The sequence below is a fragment of the Martelella sp. K41-7 genome (genome assembly GCF_055808365.1).
The window spans coordinates 706,228-721,803 of sequence record NZ_CM147867.1; the positions used below are offsets into that span (position 1 = coordinate 706,228).

Annotated in this window: 14 protein-coding genes and 1 pseudogene; 12 read left to right on the forward strand and 3 right to left on the reverse strand. The window is 54.6% G+C overall.

Features of this window, described 5'->3' with window-relative positions; all coding sequences use genetic code 11:
• Positions 1 to 12 precede the first annotated feature (12 nt).
• Positions 13 to 834 (reverse strand): IclR family transcriptional regulator domain-containing protein, encoded by an 822-nt coding sequence (locus tag AC0L7L_RS03310; protein ID WP_473511924.1) that lies wholly within the window; start codon positions 832 to 834, stop codon positions 13 to 15.
• 225 nt (positions 835 to 1,059) lie between these two features.
• Here AC0L7L_RS03310 and AC0L7L_RS03315 point away from each other — a divergent pair, with 225 nt between their 5' ends.
• The 7 genes and pseudogenes from AC0L7L_RS03315 (at position 1,060) to AC0L7L_RS03345 (ending at position 6,450) form a co-directional block, all read left to right on the forward strand.
• Positions 1,060 to 1,863 (forward strand): citryl-CoA lyase, encoded by an 804-nt coding sequence (locus tag AC0L7L_RS03315; RefSeq protein ID WP_272210291.1) that lies wholly within the window; start codon positions 1,060 to 1,062, stop codon positions 1,861 to 1,863.
• A gap of 14 nt (positions 1,864 to 1,877) precedes the next feature.
• Positions 1,878 to 3,023 (forward strand): CaiB/BaiF CoA transferase family protein, encoded by a 1,146-nt coding sequence (locus AC0L7L_RS03320; protein WP_473511927.1) that lies wholly within the window; start codon positions 1,878 to 1,880, stop codon positions 3,021 to 3,023.
• A 41-nt stretch (positions 3,024 to 3,064) separates the two neighbouring features.
• Positions 3,065 to 3,463 (forward strand): YciI family protein, encoded by a 399-nt coding sequence (locus AC0L7L_RS03325; protein WP_272210293.1) that lies wholly within the window; start codon positions 3,065 to 3,067, stop codon positions 3,461 to 3,463.
• Positions 3,464 to 3,487: 24 nt separating this feature from the next.
• Positions 3,488 to 4,561, forward strand: a complete 1,074-nt coding sequence (locus AC0L7L_RS03330; RefSeq protein WP_473511930.1) for a C4-dicarboxylate TRAP transporter substrate-binding protein — start codon at positions 3,488 to 3,490, stop codon at positions 4,559 to 4,561.
• A 14-nt stretch (positions 4,562 to 4,575) separates the two neighbouring features.
• Entirely contained in the window at positions 4,576 to 5,139 is a 564-nt protein-coding gene (locus tag AC0L7L_RS03335; RefSeq protein ID WP_473511932.1) for a TRAP transporter small permease subunit, read from the forward strand.
• A gap of 77 nt (positions 5,140 to 5,216) precedes the next feature.
• A pseudogene (locus AC0L7L_RS03340) lies at positions 5,217 to 5,516 on the forward strand (TRAP transporter large permease subunit); the annotation flags it as partial.
• A 22-nt stretch (positions 5,517 to 5,538) separates the two neighbouring features.
• Positions 5,539 to 6,450, forward strand: a complete 912-nt coding sequence (locus AC0L7L_RS03345; RefSeq protein ID WP_473511935.1) for a TRAP transporter large permease subunit — start codon at positions 5,539 to 5,541, stop codon at positions 6,448 to 6,450.
• 1,062 nt (positions 6,451 to 7,512) lie between these two features.
• On the opposite strand, the gene AC0L7L_RS03350 is transcribed toward AC0L7L_RS03345, so the two are convergent.
• Entirely contained in the window at positions 7,513 to 8,085 is a 573-nt protein-coding gene (locus AC0L7L_RS03350; RefSeq protein WP_272210298.1) for a hypothetical protein, read from the reverse strand.
• Between the two features lie 149 nt (positions 8,086 to 8,234).
• Between AC0L7L_RS03350 and AC0L7L_RS03355 the strand changes: the two genes are divergently transcribed.
• The 3 genes from AC0L7L_RS03355 to AC0L7L_RS03365 all read left to right on the forward strand — a co-directional run bounded on the left by AC0L7L_RS03355 (position 8,235) and on the right by AC0L7L_RS03365 (position 11,480).
• Positions 8,235 to 8,546 carry a hypothetical protein gene (locus AC0L7L_RS03355; RefSeq protein WP_272210299.1) on the forward strand — a complete coding sequence of 104 codons (312 nt, stop codon included), beginning with the start codon at positions 8,235 to 8,237 and terminating at the stop codon, positions 8,544 to 8,546.
• 315 nt (positions 8,547 to 8,861) lie between these two features.
• Positions 8,862 to 9,911, forward strand: a complete 1,050-nt coding sequence (locus tag AC0L7L_RS03360; protein WP_473511938.1) for a hypothetical protein — start codon at positions 8,862 to 8,864, stop codon at positions 9,909 to 9,911.
• Positions 9,912 to 10,085: 174 nt separating this feature from the next.
• Positions 10,086 to 11,480: a hypothetical protein gene (locus tag AC0L7L_RS03365; RefSeq protein WP_473511941.1), complete on the forward strand. Its 1,395-nt coding sequence runs from the start codon at positions 10,086 to 10,088 to the stop codon at positions 11,478 to 11,480.
• A gap of 78 nt (positions 11,481 to 11,558) precedes the next feature.
• Here the strand turns inward: AC0L7L_RS03365 and AC0L7L_RS03370 are convergent, their stop codons facing one another.
• Positions 11,559 to 12,395, reverse strand: a complete 837-nt coding sequence (locus AC0L7L_RS03370; RefSeq protein WP_272210312.1) for an IS5 family transposase — start codon at positions 12,393 to 12,395, stop codon at positions 11,559 to 11,561.
• Between the two features lie 394 nt (positions 12,396 to 12,789).
• Here AC0L7L_RS03370 and AC0L7L_RS03375 point away from each other — a divergent pair, with 394 nt between their 5' ends.
• Both AC0L7L_RS03375 and AC0L7L_RS03380 read left to right on the forward strand, forming a co-directional pair.
• Positions 12,790 to 14,028: a hypothetical protein gene (locus AC0L7L_RS03375; RefSeq protein WP_473511943.1), complete on the forward strand. Its 1,239-nt coding sequence runs from the start codon at positions 12,790 to 12,792 to the stop codon at positions 14,026 to 14,028.
• Positions 14,029 to 14,108: 80 nt separating this feature from the next.
• A complete protein-coding gene (locus tag AC0L7L_RS03380; RefSeq protein ID WP_473511945.1) occupies positions 14,109 to 15,503 on the forward strand; it encodes a hypothetical protein in 1,395 nt (464 codons plus the stop codon).
• Positions 15,504 to 15,576: the final 73 nt, after the last annotated feature.

Genomic DNA, 15,576 nt, shown 5'->3' on the forward strand with positions numbered 1-15,576 from the left:
CCTGTCTTTCGCTCAGGTTCCCATTGTCGATTGCAGAACCGGATACCGACTCATGGCATGCGCGATATGCGATGCCGCCTCCCTGAGCGCGGGCAGCCGTTCGGCTATCATGCTTTCGGGGGTCACCATGCCGGTGTAGCCCGAGGTGTTGAGTGCCGCGATGGTGCGGCCTTCGAAATTTCTGATTGGCACGGCGAGTGCTGTAATGCCGTAATCGAGCTGGTCGACAGTGGTGGCGTAACCGTCCGCCCTGACTGCCATGACCTTGTCGCGGAGCACGTCGGGGTCGGTGACCGTCTTCGAGGTCAGTGTCTCCAGCTTTGCGGTTTTGAAATAGTGCTCCAGCGCTTCATCCGAAAGTCCGGCCAGCAGAACGCGGCCGAGCGAGGTTGCGCCCGCCGGGTAACGCGCACCGATGACGGCCGCCGCACGACGCGCGCGCTGGACCGAGACATGCGCGACATAGATGACATGATCGCCATCGAGCGTTCCCACCGAAGAGGCGTCGCCGAACTCTTCGACAAGCGCCCTCAGATTCGGTTGCAGCACCTCGTCGATATGTGCGGAGAAATAGAACGCCGAACTCAGTGTCATGACCTTGGGGCGTAGATGGAATTTCTTCTGGTTCTGGCCGACGTAACCAAGCGTTTGCAGCGTGATCAGGCTGCGGCGCGCGGCGGCGGGTGAAAGGCCGACCCGGCGCGCGACCTCGCTCAGCGTCATTTCGGGGTGGGTGGCGTCGAAGCATTCGAGGATTGCCAGCCCCTTGGCCAGCGCTTCCACGAATTCGGAAGGTCGTTCGCTCTCTTCAATAATTTTCAGAACTTCAGCCACGTCAATCTTCCTCAAGAACCAGATCCGTAAAGCCGGAGAGTGGTCGAGCCGCACCTGCAAGACAAGGGCTCATCCTCTTCGCTCGGGGCCTGATCTCTCTCCCGGTGAAAACGGCTTCTCGGCCCTGACGACCAACCAACACGCTTTCAACTTGACGATAGCCTAGTTGCTCTCTACGATTTCGGCAAGAGGAAATTATTTCGCAGAGCGAAAAGGGAGTATGTTGTGCGAATTGGAAAACAGGATGGCGCCTTTACGGAAATTGCCGAATCCGATGCCGAAAGCATCACCGTGCGTGGCTACGATCTTTGCAGCGAGCTGATCGGAAAGATCGATTTCACCGACTATTTCTGGCTTCTTGTGACCGGCGAAAAGCCGGACGCGGTGCAGCGGCGGATGATGGATTCCTGCCTGGTCGCTATCGCCGAGCATGGTCTGGTGCCGAGCGTTCAGGCCGCGCGCATGACGCTTGCTGCCGGACCGGAAGCCTGGCAGGGCGCCATGGCCGCTGGCATTCTCGGTATGGGCAGTGTCGTGGCGGGCTCATCGGAGCAGGCAGGCCGTTTTCTGGTCTCCGTCGTGGAGACGGCGGACAGCATGGATGGCGATCTGGAAAAGGCGGCGATTGAAAGCGTCAAGGCCCTGAAGGCCGAGCGTCGCAAAGTGCCCGGCCTTGGTCATCCTCAGCATTCCGATGGCGACCCGCGCGCCAACAGGCTGCTGGCCGTTGCCGCTGAAGAGGGCATTCGCGGCCGCTATATCGAGGCTCTCTACATGCTGGCGAAGGTGGCTCCGGGGATTGTCGAACGACCGCTGCCGATCAACGTGTCCGGTGCCATACCCGCAACCATCCTCGATGCCGGCTGGCCGGTCGATGCCCTGAAGGCTGTTCCGATCCTTGCCCGCACAGCCGGTCTCTCCGCGCATCTTTTCGAGGAAAGCCGGCGCTCGATCGGCTTCATCATGTCGCACAAGGCGGATGTTTCGATTGAATATGATGGCCGGAAGGCTTCCGGAAAAAGCAACTGAACGGAGCAGGCCGGATGGTCAAAATTCTAAAAAATATCCGCGTTGTCGAGCTTGGAACCTATATCACGGGTCCGGCCGCAGCGATGCATCTTGGCGATCTCGGCGCCGATGTGATCAAGGTGGAGCGCCCCGGTTCCGGTGACCCGTTCCGGGCATTCAAGGGCGGGCTGTATTCGCCGCACTACCAGACCTACAACCGCAACAAACGCTCGATCGCGATCGATACCAAGGATCCGGTCGAACTGGCGTTCTTGCGCGATCTCGTCTCGACCGCTGATGTTTTTATCCAGAATTTCAGGCCCGGTGTTGCCGAACGACTCGGTGTCGGCGAGGCCGATCTGCGCAAAGTGAAGCCCGACCTGATCTATTGTGCGATCTCCGGCTTCGGTCAGAGCGGCCCGTCGCGGGATCGTCCTGCATTCGATACCGTGGCGCAGGCGGCCAGCGGGTTTTTGAGACTTGTAACCCCGCCGACCAATCCACGCGTGATCGGGCCCGCAATTGCCGATGCGCTGACCGGGCAATATGCGGCAATGGCCATCCTTGCCGCGCTTTTGGAACGGGCGGGCACCGGCAAGGGGCGTCGTATCGACATTTCCATGCTCGAGGCCATGACCCATTTTAACCTCGACAGCTTTACGCATTATTTTGCTGTCGACGAGGTGATGGGGCCGCTTTCCCGCCCGACGGTCTCGCAGAGCTATACATTCGAATGTGCGGACGGCAAATGGGTTGCGATCCACATGTCCTCGCCCGCCAAGTTCTGGGAAGGGCTGCTAGCGGCGACCGGACAGGGCCAGCTTGCTGAAGATTCGCGTTTTGCCGAACGGCTGGAGCGCATCGAACATCAGGACGATCTCATCGAAATCCTGACGCCCGTCTTCAAGGCCGAGACGCGCGATCGCTGGTGCGAAAAGCTGCTTGAGGCCGGTGTGCCCCATGCGCCGGCCTATGATTCCGATGAGGCGCTCGATGATCCTCAGGCGCGGCACTTGCAGATTGCGGTCGACATGGACCATCCCGAAAAGGGAAAGACCACGACCGTGCGCGCGCCCTACAGCTTCGATGAGCAGGTCGAAACCGACATCGCCGCGCCGCCATTGCTCGACCAGCATGGCGCGGAAATACGCGCTGAGATCGCCCGTCGGAAAGCGGGCTGACACACAGGTTTCGCCGCGGACACAGGGAGAAGGTGACCGGCATGCACAAGACCGAAGAAACCGTTCCGGCAGCAGCCGTGATGGAAGCCAGCAAGGACATGCTGCAAAAGAAGCTTTTTGCGATCTTCACCGAAGCGACGAATGGCATGGGGCCGGTTTTTGAAAACATGGAGGCGCATCTGGCCTATCAGGTCGGCTTGGAAAGGGACGGCGTGCTTTATGCCGCAGGCCCGCTCTTTTCCGATGACGGCGAAAGCTGGGCCGGCGAGGGGATGGTGGTCATCCGCGCCGAAAATGCCGAAGCGGCAGCCGGGATCGCCCGCAACGACCCGATGCATAAAGCGGGCGCCCGGCGTTTCAGGGTGCGCCCCTGGATGATCAATGAAGGCCGGGTGTCTATCCGGCTCGACTATTCGACACAGACATTTGTGGTGGACTGAACGCATCTTTCGGGAGGAACAAAAATGCGTCATTTTCTGAGACTGACAACCGTCGCCATGGTGGCAATGCCTTCAGCGCTTTTCGCGCAGGAAACCATCAATCTGACAGTGGCTTCGAGCCACCCGACCGTGATCCCGTGGGTGGGCATGATACAGACCCACTTCATGGCCAAAACCGATGAAATCCTCGCTGAAACCGGGGACTACGAGATCAACTGGAACGAGGCCTTCGGCGGTCAGCTCTACAAGGCCAACGCCACACTCTCATCCGTTGAAGAAGGCATTACCGATATCGGCTGGGTATTCTCGCTGCTGGAACCGGCGAAGCTGCCGCTCAGCCAGGCGACGAGCTATGCGCCGTTCTCCACCGCCAACCCGCAGCTTCAGCTTGAGGTGATGGAAGACCTGATGGAGAACAACGAGGCCTTCCGCGAAGAGTGGGAACAGTACAATCTCAAGGTACTCGGGCTCACCGGAACCGATATGTACGATATCTACACCAAGGAGCCGATTACAGGCATCGCCGACATCGAGGGCATGAAGATCTCGGCCCCGGGCGTCCTCGGCACTTGGCTGCGAGGAACCGGCGCCAATGCCGTCGACGGCGCGCTGACGACCTTTTACACCGACATCCAGACTGGCGTTTCCGACGGCGTTCTGACACTTGCGCTCGGCGCCAAGCCGGCGAAGCTTTACGAGGTTGCCCCCTATCTCAACCGCTTCGACACGGCTGTTTCGTTTTCCGGTGCAATCGCCATCAATCGTGATGTCTGGGATACGCTACCGGCAGAAGTGCAGGATGCCATGATTGAGGCGGGTACCTATTACACCGCAGCCCACGGCAAGCAGCTCCTGGAAGGCCACGAGGCCGCCCTTCAGGACATGGTCGAAATGGGAGCCGGGCAGAACCCGCCGGTGACGCTGGTGACGATGCCCGAGGAAGAGCGCGAGGCCTGGGTTGCGATGCTGCCGGATCTGGCCGGTGAATGGGCGGACGGTCTTGAAGCACAGGGCCTTCCTGCGCGTGAATTCCTGAGCGCCTATATGGATGGTTTGCGCGAACGCGGTGAAACGCCGATGCGCGACTGGGATCAGTAAGGCGGTCTGCGGATATGTCATCCAACACTGAAAACGCCCGCCATTCAGGCGGGCGCCCCCCAAATGCCATCGAGCGTGCGTGGCATATCCTTGTCGACGGTCTTGCCGCGCTCGGCACTGTGCTCATTCTGGTGCTGATGCTGGTCATCTCGGCCGATATCTTCATGCGTAACCTGCTGGGTGCATCCCTTCCGCTCGTATCCGAACTCGGCGCGCTTCTTCTGGTGATGATCGTCTCGTTGCAGCTTGCAACCACCATCCGTGCCGACAGGCTGGCGCGTACGGAGATATTTTTTCCCGGGTTCAGGCTCAAACGGCCGGTCGCGGGCAGCGTTCTGTCGGCTCTCTTCAATCTGACGGGTGCCGTGATGATCGGGCTGATCGCGTGGTCGAGCATTCTGATTTTCCAGAAGGACTGGGCGTCCGGTGAATATATCGGTGTTTCCGGCATCGCCACGCTGCAGGTCTGGCCGTTCCGCGCTTTCATCGTCCTCGGTGTTTCCGTTGCCGCGCTAGAGTTTCTTTTTCGGGCTGCGAGTGACATCGCCGCCTGTCGCAACCCCGGAGAGCGCTCATGAGCCCGCTTGAAATCGGAGGATTGGCAATCGCCGGTCTGCTGATCCTGATCTATGTCGGCATGCCGATTGGTGTCAGCATGCTGTTTGTTTCCTTTATCGGGGTTTCGGCGATCCGGGGCGAGACGGTCTCCATGCGTATGCTTGGCGCTGTCGCCAACAATTCACTGCGCGAATACCTTTATGCCATCGTGCCGCTTTTCGTGTTGATGGGCCTGCTGGTGACCATTTCGAAGGTGGGCAAGGATACATTCGACGTGTTCCAGAAGCTCATGGGGCGGATCACGGCGGGCCTTGGTATCGCGACTGTTTTTGCCAATGCGGTCTTTGCCGCGATCACCGGCGTTTCGATTGCTTCCGCCACGGTTTTCAGCCGGGTCGCCGTCCCGGAAATGACGCGTCATGGTTATACCGCCAAATTCGCAACCGGTGTCGTCGCCGGTCTCGTCCGTTCTCGGCATGCTGATCCCGCCGTCATTGCTGATGATCGTCTATGCGGTTCTGGCCGAGGAATCGGTTGGTCGGATGTTCCTCGCGGGCGTCGGTCCGGGCATTCTGCTGGCCTTTGCCTTCTCCATCACCATATTTCTCTTGGCTTGGCTGAAGCCGGATTTCGTCTTTACGGCGGAAAAACTGGCCTCAGAGGACGAAGAAATCGGCTGGTTGGCGCTCATTCGCAAGGCGGTGCCGATCGTCTTCTTGATGGTTCTGGTGCTCGGCGGATTGTATGGCGGTTTTTTAAACCCGACAGAGGCAGGCGCTGCCGGCGCCCTTGGCGCCTTGCTGATCGCACTTTTGCGCCGCTCGCTGACGCCGCGCTCGTTCTGGCGGCTTCTGGTCGAGACCGGGCAGATTACCGTCTCCGTCCTGTTCCTGATCCTGGCCGCGACCTTTTTCAGCCGCATGCTGGCGCTTTCCGGCGTGCCACGTTTTCTGGCCGAAACCCTGCTCTCCGGTCCGATCGGCCCCTATGGTTTCCTGCTGCTCTATTTGCTGCTGATCATCGCGCTTGGCTGTCTGATCGATTCCATCTCGATCATGCTGATCCTGCTGCCGATTGCGCTGCCGGTGGCAGACGCTGCCGGGTTCGATCTGATCTGGTTCGGGGTGCTGACGGTGGTCGCTGTGGAGGTCGGGCTGTTGACGCCGCCTTTCGGCCTGTCCGTCTACATTATCAAGTCCGCCATCGCGGACCAGTCGTTGAAGGTCTCGGATATCTTCAGAGGCGCTTTGCCGTTCGTCGGCGCCATGCTGGTTTCGCTTGCCCTGATCGTCGCGTTTCCGTCGATTGCGACCTGGCTTGCACGGCTTTAGCGCTTCAGCATGCATCCGACAAAATGGTCGGGAGCCACCGTCATCCCGTGCGCCCTTCGGCTTATGTACGCCATTGATGCAGGCAGAGCAGAAAACGGGTCGATATAACACTTGCGGTGTTTCGCGCAGGAAATGACTTCAACGCTGCAAGGCTGGCAGGAGTGTTTCGGGAAAATTCAAGGTCGCATTGATCATGAAAATCCCCAACACGTTGAAAAATATGTGTTTTGAATAGACTGTCCACCAGCTTGCGCCATAGCTTCGGGCGGCGCGTGTATGCTGAAGCCGCGCGACATGTTCGACCCCTATGCGCAGATTGGCGAGATCAGGGTTAATACGCGGGACTTTCGATGATCGGAGCGAGTGTGGTCATCGAGTGAACGCTTTCGGATTCGCTCCGAAAGGACGGTCTGCGCCTTGTCGTGCACCCGGACTATTTTCTTAGCCATTGCAGTAAGCTTGCATCGCATCTATGTTGCACGAAACAGTAGCGCAGCAGGCCGATGCTCGTTTTAATTCTTTAATTTCAACGCCTTGACTCTCGATCGAATTTCACTGAGAATCTAGGTACCCAGCCGACTTGATCTCCAAGAGCGCCGAGGTTCAAAGCGTGCGATGGTGGCTTTGGCTAGGCGCATCGGCACCATCCTGCACCGGATGTGGAGGGATGGTACTGAATTTTCCACCACAGCCCTATTGATCGCCAAAACGGACTGAGCTTTAACATCCCATATCGTTGAAGTCTGTCTGAGTGCAGACCTTCGAGGTCCCAACCGGGACGCGGTTCCGATGATGCCGTGGTCAGGGCTGTCGCCGACTTCAGGTCGAGCACGCCAACGACATGGCACATCGGAATTACCGCACTGGACCAGCATCATGTCGGCAGCCGCTGCGCTGACCACGGACCGAAGCATGAACCCGGGGTGGCCTCAGATGAAGGGCAAACCAAGCCAGGCATCGGCGAAATGAGTTCTATCGCCAAGGATATTGCCAAGCCAACTGCATGACTGCGGCCGTCATTTCTTGCTTGACTGGAACTGTTCCGTTACCGAAGTCCTGAACCTAGTCATCATAGGCCATCTTCATGATATAAACGAGCAAAAGATATGGCCCCAGAACGTCAACTGAGTGATCGTGGCCACTGTCGCTGGAGGTCGCGGAATGGCTATGCGCCTGACCGCCGCCAGACGCCTGGAAGATGACTTCTGACGAATTCCAATCAGATATCGCCTCCGCGGTTGTTGACGTTGTTCCGAACAACAAATAGGCCCCCTCGCTCGCATCCTTGTATTTCGCCCGGTTTTCGAATGACATATAGGTATGCACTTCTTGCTGCCCGGCAGTGAGTTTTGACGTCACGTTTGGCAACTGCGAGGTGTCAAGTGCCGTTCCACTAACACTTGTTTTTACCTGCGCGACCCCGGTTGCCGTTGTTTTGCTATATGTCTTGTCTTTGCCAGTGCCGGTTGCTTTGGCTGAAGCGATCCCCAATTGATCATCAAGACTTTCAGCACCAAGAATAAAACGATCCCGAAGATCGGGCGTTCCGTTTGTTCCATCGCAAATTTGCCAGCCGGCAGGAATACCGGAGCCATAAAATGCGACAATTGTTCCATATGGAATTGAATCGGACATGATAAACCCTTTCTGTTGTCGATTTTGTATATAGTTTTATAAAAAATGATATCGTCAATATTAAAAGTGAATTTATTATTATTATATGTTATATTTACAAAAATAAATTATCCAATAATTATTTAATCTCCAAAATATAGGAGATTGAAATGAAACATGTTATTGATTTAGAAGATATGCTCAAAAACTCTTCTGAAGAAGAGTTGATCAATTTTCTTATGATCCTTATCGAGGATCTCGATGAAATGGGTGCCCTCAACGCGGTCGAATATTTCTCGCTCCGGAAGTTCTTCTGCAAGGCGTGGCCTTTCGCGTCAAACGCACTGCAATATCTTTCCGCAACGGCGATGCGTCCCAGCGTCCAGGTCGTCTCGAAGGTCGCCTACACGGTCGGAAATTATGTTTCCGGAAAGAAATGCGCACCGTCCGCGTTCAGCGTTCCTGGTAGTTCGGAGGCCTGATCATGTCTGTTTACGAAAACTCTCCGAACGCCGTCCGCGCTCACGATCTGGCGAGAAAGCTCTACCTCAGCGTTGCCATGTCCGGCCTTTTGTGCAGCGCCCCTGGTCTTGCAAGCAAGGCCATGGCTGCATGCAGCGAAGACACTGAACAGTTAGCTTCGACCACCGTTGTCCTTTACTGGAACGGCGCAGATTCGGTCGTCAACGGAAATCCAGGATCCGGGCCTCAGGGCGGAAGCGGCGAATGGAACGGCTCTAATCAAAACTGGACGAGACGAATGCGGCACCATCGCTTCGGTATGGAGTTCCCCGGCCTTGGGCGTGTTCAGCGAAAAGGGCGGGACAGTCACCCTTACAGACAACCTAAAAGTATATAGCCTGACGTTCGAAGATGACAGCTACAGCATTGAGCCGCCCGCCGACGGCGATGACAATATCGGAACCCTGAGTATTGCGCCCTTTCCCTCTGTAACGTGGACCGTTGACAGCCAGTATGCCCAAATTTTCGTTAATTTTGATCGACAGATGGGCGCTTTGGCGACACCAAACAAAGAGCTCATCATCTCTGGTTCCGGAGAAATGATTTTCTACAACAAAAAATCATACACAGGGAGGGTTGTTGTCGATAAAGGTTCAACCTTAACGTTAGGACAGGATAGGAATCCAGCAAGCGTCGATGGTCAAATTGAACTGCTGTCAGATGCACGCATCAATTTCTACTCTTATGATAAGAACAGGAATGATGCTCCGACGACACTTAGTAATTTTGTTTTCAGTAACATCGATAATACGCAGCCGGCTAAAATCTATTTTACCGGCCCTCAAAGCTTTAATCTGACTGGAAACTTTAGCGGATTTCACGGCAACTCCTACATTAAGAGCGATATCGAAATAAGTGACATCGGCTTGCTTGGCGGGGCGGTGAATGTCGAGATAAATCCAACCAAGCAGTTCGGTTCTACGATTTCAGGAACCGGCACGATCGGCGGAGCGGGAAAAGATTTCGTTCTCGGTCCAGGCTTCCTGCAGCCGGGCGACGAAGATACGACCGGAATGCTTACCATCGGCGGCAACCTGATATTATCAGACCAGTCCACAATCATTGTGGCAATCAAAGGGACCAACCCCGACCTAAATGACCAGGTCCGTATCAATGGATCAATCAACACCTTGGCAGCAAAACAGTTTACGATCAACGGGGACCCGGATCCGGGTGACTATACCATCATGTATTACGATGCCGACGCTGGAGACCCGAGTGGCGCTCCAACCTCTGTCCTCATTCAGGGCAACTCAAGAAAAGAGGGAAAAATATCGGCAAGTGATGGAAAAGTAATTTTAACAGTTACGGAGCTTAACGAGTAATTAGAGATTCTATCTATGATTCTTTTCAATATATCATTGATATATCAAAATAAAACGTGACCCGATAATATCGTAAGTTCGTGAAAAAATGGGTGAACAGAATACGCAAGCTATAGAGCGTCAATCGATCCATTACCACATTTGTATTCTGTGAAGAGCTCGACGGAGGGAAAAATGCGCGCTGAAATGCAACCTATACGATATATTAAGCGAGGGACAATCGCGCTCATGGTGCCTCTCGCATTTCTTGCCGGTGTGCAGCTCACGCCGGCAAAGGCAACGGAGTCCGCAACCGAAGGGAATGGTTCTGATTCGTTTGGGGTTCCGGCCGAGTTGAACTGGAACGGCGACGCAGGCGGTCCAGGCACGTGGTCCACAACGGCGGTAAATTGGTTCGATCCGGAAAGCGACATCACCAGGAGCTGGCCGGGGCCACCCACACAGGCCGTTTTTGCGGGGCAGCAAGCCGGTACCGTCAGCGTGAGATCAGCCATAACCGTGCTGGACATGTCGTTTGATGATCCAGTTCACAGCGGATATTACACTCTGCAAGCTGACCCGGAATATGGTGGCTATTTACAAATAGCACGCGGCGGGCAGACCGCTTCTATAGTTGGCGAAAACCTCCCTAAACTGGCTGAATTAAAGGTCGATATTGTCGATGCCCCGGCAGCGTTGTCGAGTAACGTGGTCTCCAATATCGAGATCTCCAAGGGCATCAAGTATATTGGCGAAAAGCAGTATTTCGGGAACACGACAATCCTTGCAGGCGGGTTTCTTCAACTTGGAGATGAAAACGGGATTGGCGGCTTTTCCGGCAATGTGGATTTCGCAACCACCACCTCCATATATGACGCACCAAGACTATCCATTTTCTACGATGGAAATACACAGTTCAATACACGGCTGAGCGGGCAGCCCACGAATAGTGCCGTGGGCCTCACATGTACAGATCAGGACGCAGACAGCACCATCGTCAATTACACATCGGATAATAGCACAGCGAATGGGAGCACGCTGGTTTCGAACTGCAACCTGGAAGTCGACGGCAAAATCGGAGGCAATGTCTATGGCATGGACATCATGACCGGAAATCTGCGCCCTTTTTCGCTTTCCGGCGAGGGGGTCGTCGGCATCCTTCAAAACAGCATGACCTATGTCACGACCGCAGATATCGGCCCGGGCGGGGTCGCGCCAGATAACATTGGAAAGCTAACCCTCAATGGGCTGGCATTCAAGGCGGTCCCGGCTGATGGAAGCGGCGGTGACGGTACTGTATCGATCGATCTGGAAATCAATGATGCGAGTACGGGTGGGCACGTCACCCACGACCTCCTGACGGTCGAGGGCTACTTTATTCCGACCCGGAATTACAACTTTATGATCTCCGGAACTATGCGGACGAATGGCCAATATCAGCTCGCAAAATTTGGCTATCTTGGCTCCACCGCTGTGGACTATGGCAAGTTCGATACCAGTCAGCTGGACGATCAGGGCAACTGCAAGGCCGAAATATCGACAACAGATAACAACGTGGCCAATGTCTATTTGACCTGCACTGGCTTTTAGTGGTCGACGGCTGCATCTGGTTTCCTTTCCGAGCGCAAATTTCGAGTGCTTGCGACTGTAAGAGCCGGATTCAAAAGTTCATGATGGGAAACAATATCGTGCGAGGCGTCTGGTCATCACCCTGATGCTGGCGATGTTGACCCATGCTGTGGCGCTTGCGATGGACTTTTCCCAATCTTTGGCCAACCGACGGCATCGTCCGAACCAGCCGAAGGTGCGCTCCACCACCCATCGGCGGGGCAGAACCTCAAAGCCTTTCGCTATGTCGGAGCGCTTGATGATTTCAAGGTTCCATTGGCCGCATCCGCGCAGCGCTTTTCGCAACTTCTGCCCGGCATAGCCGCCATCTGCGAAGACATGGCGCAACCAGGGGAAACGGTAGCGGATGGCTTTCAGGACATCGGGCGCACCGTCGCGGTCCTGGATATCGGCAGCATGGACAAGCACGAACAGCATCAGCCCGATCGTATCGGTGATGATGTGGCGCTTGCGGCCCTTGATCTTCTTGCCGGCGTCGTAGCCCGAAACCCCGCCGCTTTCGGTGGTCTTGACACTCTGGCTGTCGATGACACCGGCTGTGGGCGAGGCCTCGCGCCCCTCCAGTTCGCGCGTAGCGCAGACGAGCAGATGATTGATGGTCTGCCAAAGGCCGATGTCGCGCCAGCCATAGAAATAGCCTCGCACCGTGGAGACCGGAGGGAAGTCCTTCGGCAGAGCCCGCCATTGACTGCCGCTGCCCGCAATATAAAGGATCGCGTTCACCACTTCCCTCATATTCGTTTTCCGTGGCCGCCCGCCGGGCTTGGCCAGCGGTATCAGTGGAGCAATTACAGCCCACTCACGGTCCGTCAAATCGGTTGGATAGCGAAGGCGATCCCGGTTATGCTGCAGGCGGGTGATATCATTCCAGGGCATGCGATCCTCCACGTTCTTGGCAGAGGTGGTTGAATCACATCCTTCTGATATCACTCAACAACTTTTAAATCGGGCTCTAAGAGAACGAACAAGCACATTTTCTGTTGGTGTCGAATTTTCCACTCTAGAAATAGTAAAAAATACATGCAGACGTATATGTATAATTCTTTTAACAGGTCATAAAGCACTTCTGATGCGACCTATGCGTGGTGTTGAAGCAAAAAATGGAACATGTTATGCGCGCTATAAAAATGTTGAAAGACTATAATCTGCTATGCGGAGTGTTTGTTGGGCTGATCTCCGTATTTCTAACGGGAAAAGCTTCCGTGGCGGCTGCAGAGAGTGTGCCGCGGCTCGCCGCCCCCGTATTCTGGCGCCGCAATACCCGGATACCATGCTCTACTGGAGGGAACCGACTGGCGGATCGGGCACCTGGAACACGACCGATCTCGACTGGGTGGACCTGGATACAAACAACATTACGGCTTGGCCGGGTCCTCCGGCAGGAGCCAATTTCTATGGCACCCAAGGCGGGACCGTAACCGTAGCCGGTGCGATTCAGGCGCTTTTCATCACCGCCTCTGCGCCAAACGGCTATACTTTCAGGGGAGGCGATATCACCTTGCCGCGCGGACTGGGCGATGCCACTATTGCGGGCCCAACCGCAGGCAGCGGGATTGACGAATTCAGCGTTTTTGAAAGCGATATCAAGGATACAGCGGCTGCCCTTGCGGCGCGGTACCCTGTCCCGGATGTCTATATTCGCGGCGCGGTAAAGTTTAAGGGCACCAAAAGCTATCGGGGTGACACCTATATTGAGGCGCAGGGAAAGCTTCTACTGGGAGACGCTGACCCGGACACCGAGTTTACTGACTTGAATGGCGATATAGGCTTCGTAAATCTCATACCCTATCCTCAAGATGAAGCCTGGGGCATTTTGGAATATTACCTGGAAGCAGCGGCGTTTGACTTCGACAAAACAATTTTATCATCATTTCCGGAATCCGAAATTCAATTCTTTTGCAAGCAAGATGTTGTTTGCATAATAAATTATTCTTCCGATAACGGTGAATATATTGGAAAAACATTTTGCTACGATTGCACTATTAATCTTGATGGAAACATTGGTGGATCTTTATCAAACCTCAATGAGGAAGGTGAATATAGTCATATCTCAATAGCTGGCTCTGGTATTATCGGCCAGCCTGGAGTTGAGAACTCATTTTATGGTGTCGTCATCATGCCATCCATCCAGGAAAGCACGACCGAACTCTTATTTCGTGGATCCGTAAGAACATACCAATCGGAGCCGAACGGCGAGAATGATAATAGGACGCACCTCGGCTTTGCTTTATTGGATGAAGTAGACGACAACAATAACACTTCATTTGCTACACTGAGAATAGCCGAAGATTTTGAGCCATGGGACAGACAAATAAGCGTTACCTTATCGGGAACGCTGTCTGCGCCTGGCCAGTATCGGCTGGCCTCCTTTGGCGGCGTGCCCAACGCGCCGCTGGCAATTCATATCCGCGACGACAACCTCATAACAGCAATACCCTTGCAAATAGATGTTGAACTTTTGCCGAACGGCGAGGGGTTTGATCTCGTGTTGATGGCCACGCAACAATAGCGCGCGGCCACAGGCAGCTTAAAAATATGTGGGTTTATGGCCCAGATGGACCAAGCGTCCAAATTCAAGTGGAGCATCCCATGCATGCAACAACACAGCTGAAAACGTATGCCCTTTTAGGCGGAATATTCCTTGGCTCGATCGCTGCATTTCTGTCGGTCCGGATGCCGGCGAAAGCAACCGAGGTTGGAACGCATGACGCCGTCCGCCCTGTTCTGGTCCCGCAAAATCCCGGCACCATGCTCTACTGGAAAGACCCGACTGGTGGTTCGGGCACCTGGAACACGACCAACTTGGACTGGAGGTTCCGGGAGACAAATAGGGATCTGGCATGGCCGGGCCCTCCGGCAGGAGCCAATTTTCAGGGTGACCAGGGTGGGACAGTAACAGTAGAAGGCACAGTTAAGGCGCTTTTTATCGCCATTTCCGGACCAGGCATCTACACCTTCACGGGAGGAGACATCATTTTACCACTCGGTCTGGGGGATGCCTCTATCTCAGGCACATCGGCTGATGATAATCATGTTGGAGATTTCAACGTTTTTGAAAGTGACATCAAGGATTCAAGGGCTGTCCTTTCGGCGCAATACCCGGTGGCAGACGTCTATGTTCGCGGGGCGGTGAAATTCAAGGGCACCAAAAGCTATGAGGGCGATACGTACATCGATATGCCCGGAGAGTTGTCGTTGGGCGACGTCCAGCAGAACACCCCTTTCACAGACCTGAACGGCAATATAGGTTTTGTTAATCTAACGCATCGTCCTGTCGGTGAAGCTTGGGGCATTTTGGAATATTACCTGACCGCTGCGGATTTTACTTTCGACAAGAGCATTTTATCGTCTTTCAGAAACTCCGAAATATCCTTCACATGCAAGGCCGAGGTGATCTGTAATGTAATATACACCGCGGACAACGGAGATTACAACGGAAACACATTTTGCTACGGTTGCAGATTTATACTCTCGGGAAACATAGGTGGGGCGCTATCAAGCCGAGGATCGGACGATCATCTGAGAGCAATAACAATAGCGGGGTCCGGAAACATTGGATCTCATAATATTGAAAGTTCATTTTACGGACTGAATATACAGCCACGTATAGCCGGAAATAGCGATGCGTTGACATTTCTCGGCTCTGTTAGGACCTACCCTCTCGCAGATCCAGAAACGAGCGACGACGAGACCTGGGTTTCATTTAATATAGAGAATGAAAATGAAGACGAAAATGTTTTATTTGCCCCTCTGATCATAGAAGAAGCTTTTTCCCCTTGGGATGGGCGTATAACCGTTGACCTATCCGGGTCGTTGTTCAGGCCGGGTGAGTATCGGTTGGCATCTTTCAGAAATGTTCCCAACGGCAACCTGGCTATTGTCCGCACGGCTCTATCCCTGACAACCACTTTGCGAATAGACGTCGATCTTGTTGCAACTGACGATACAGGCCTAGATCTCATTCTAACGGCAACGCAACAATAGCGACCTGTTGCAGGCGCGCGGGCGTCCGAAGTTAGCCAGCAGGTGTCACGACACGTATATGAAGGAGAGAAAG

What these genes read in the sequence shown, in the direction of transcription:
- AC0L7L_RS03325 (WP_272210293.1), top strand. Translation starts at nt 3,065, where the DNA reads ATGCACAAGACCGAAGAAACCGTTCCGGCAGCAGCCGTGATGGAAGCC.
- AC0L7L_RS03335 (WP_473511932.1), top strand. Translation starts at nt 4,576, where the DNA reads ATGTCATCCAACACTGAAAACGCCCGCCATTCAGGCGGGCGCCCCCCA.
- AC0L7L_RS03320 (WP_473511927.1), top strand. Translation starts at nt 1,878, where the DNA reads ATGGTCAAAATTCTAAAAAATATCCGCGTTGTCGAGCTTGGAACCTAT.
- AC0L7L_RS03375 (WP_473511943.1), top strand. Translation starts at nt 12,790, where the DNA reads ATGCTCTACTGGAGGGAACCGACTGGCGGATCGGGCACCTGGAACACG.
- AC0L7L_RS03370 (WP_272210312.1), bottom strand. Translation starts at nt 12,395, where the DNA reads ATGCCCTGGAATGATATCACCCGCCTGCAGCATAACCGGGATCGCCTT.
- AC0L7L_RS03355 (WP_272210299.1), top strand. Translation starts at nt 8,235, where the DNA reads ATGAAACATGTTATTGATTTAGAAGATATGCTCAAAAACTCTTCTGAA.
- AC0L7L_RS03330 (WP_473511930.1), top strand. Translation starts at nt 3,488, where the DNA reads ATGCGTCATTTTCTGAGACTGACAACCGTCGCCATGGTGGCAATGCCT.
- AC0L7L_RS03380 (WP_473511945.1), top strand. Translation starts at nt 14,109, where the DNA reads ATGCATGCAACAACACAGCTGAAAACGTATGCCCTTTTAGGCGGAATA.
- AC0L7L_RS03345 (WP_473511935.1), top strand. Translation starts at nt 5,539, where the DNA reads ATGGTTATACCGCCAAATTCGCAACCGGTGTCGTCGCCGGTCTCGTCC.
- AC0L7L_RS03350 (WP_272210298.1), bottom strand. Translation starts at nt 8,085, where the DNA reads ATGTCCGATTCAATTCCATATGGAACAATTGTCGCATTTTATGGCTCC.
- AC0L7L_RS03365 (WP_473511941.1), top strand. Translation starts at nt 10,086, where the DNA reads ATGCGCGCTGAAATGCAACCTATACGATATATTAAGCGAGGGACAATC.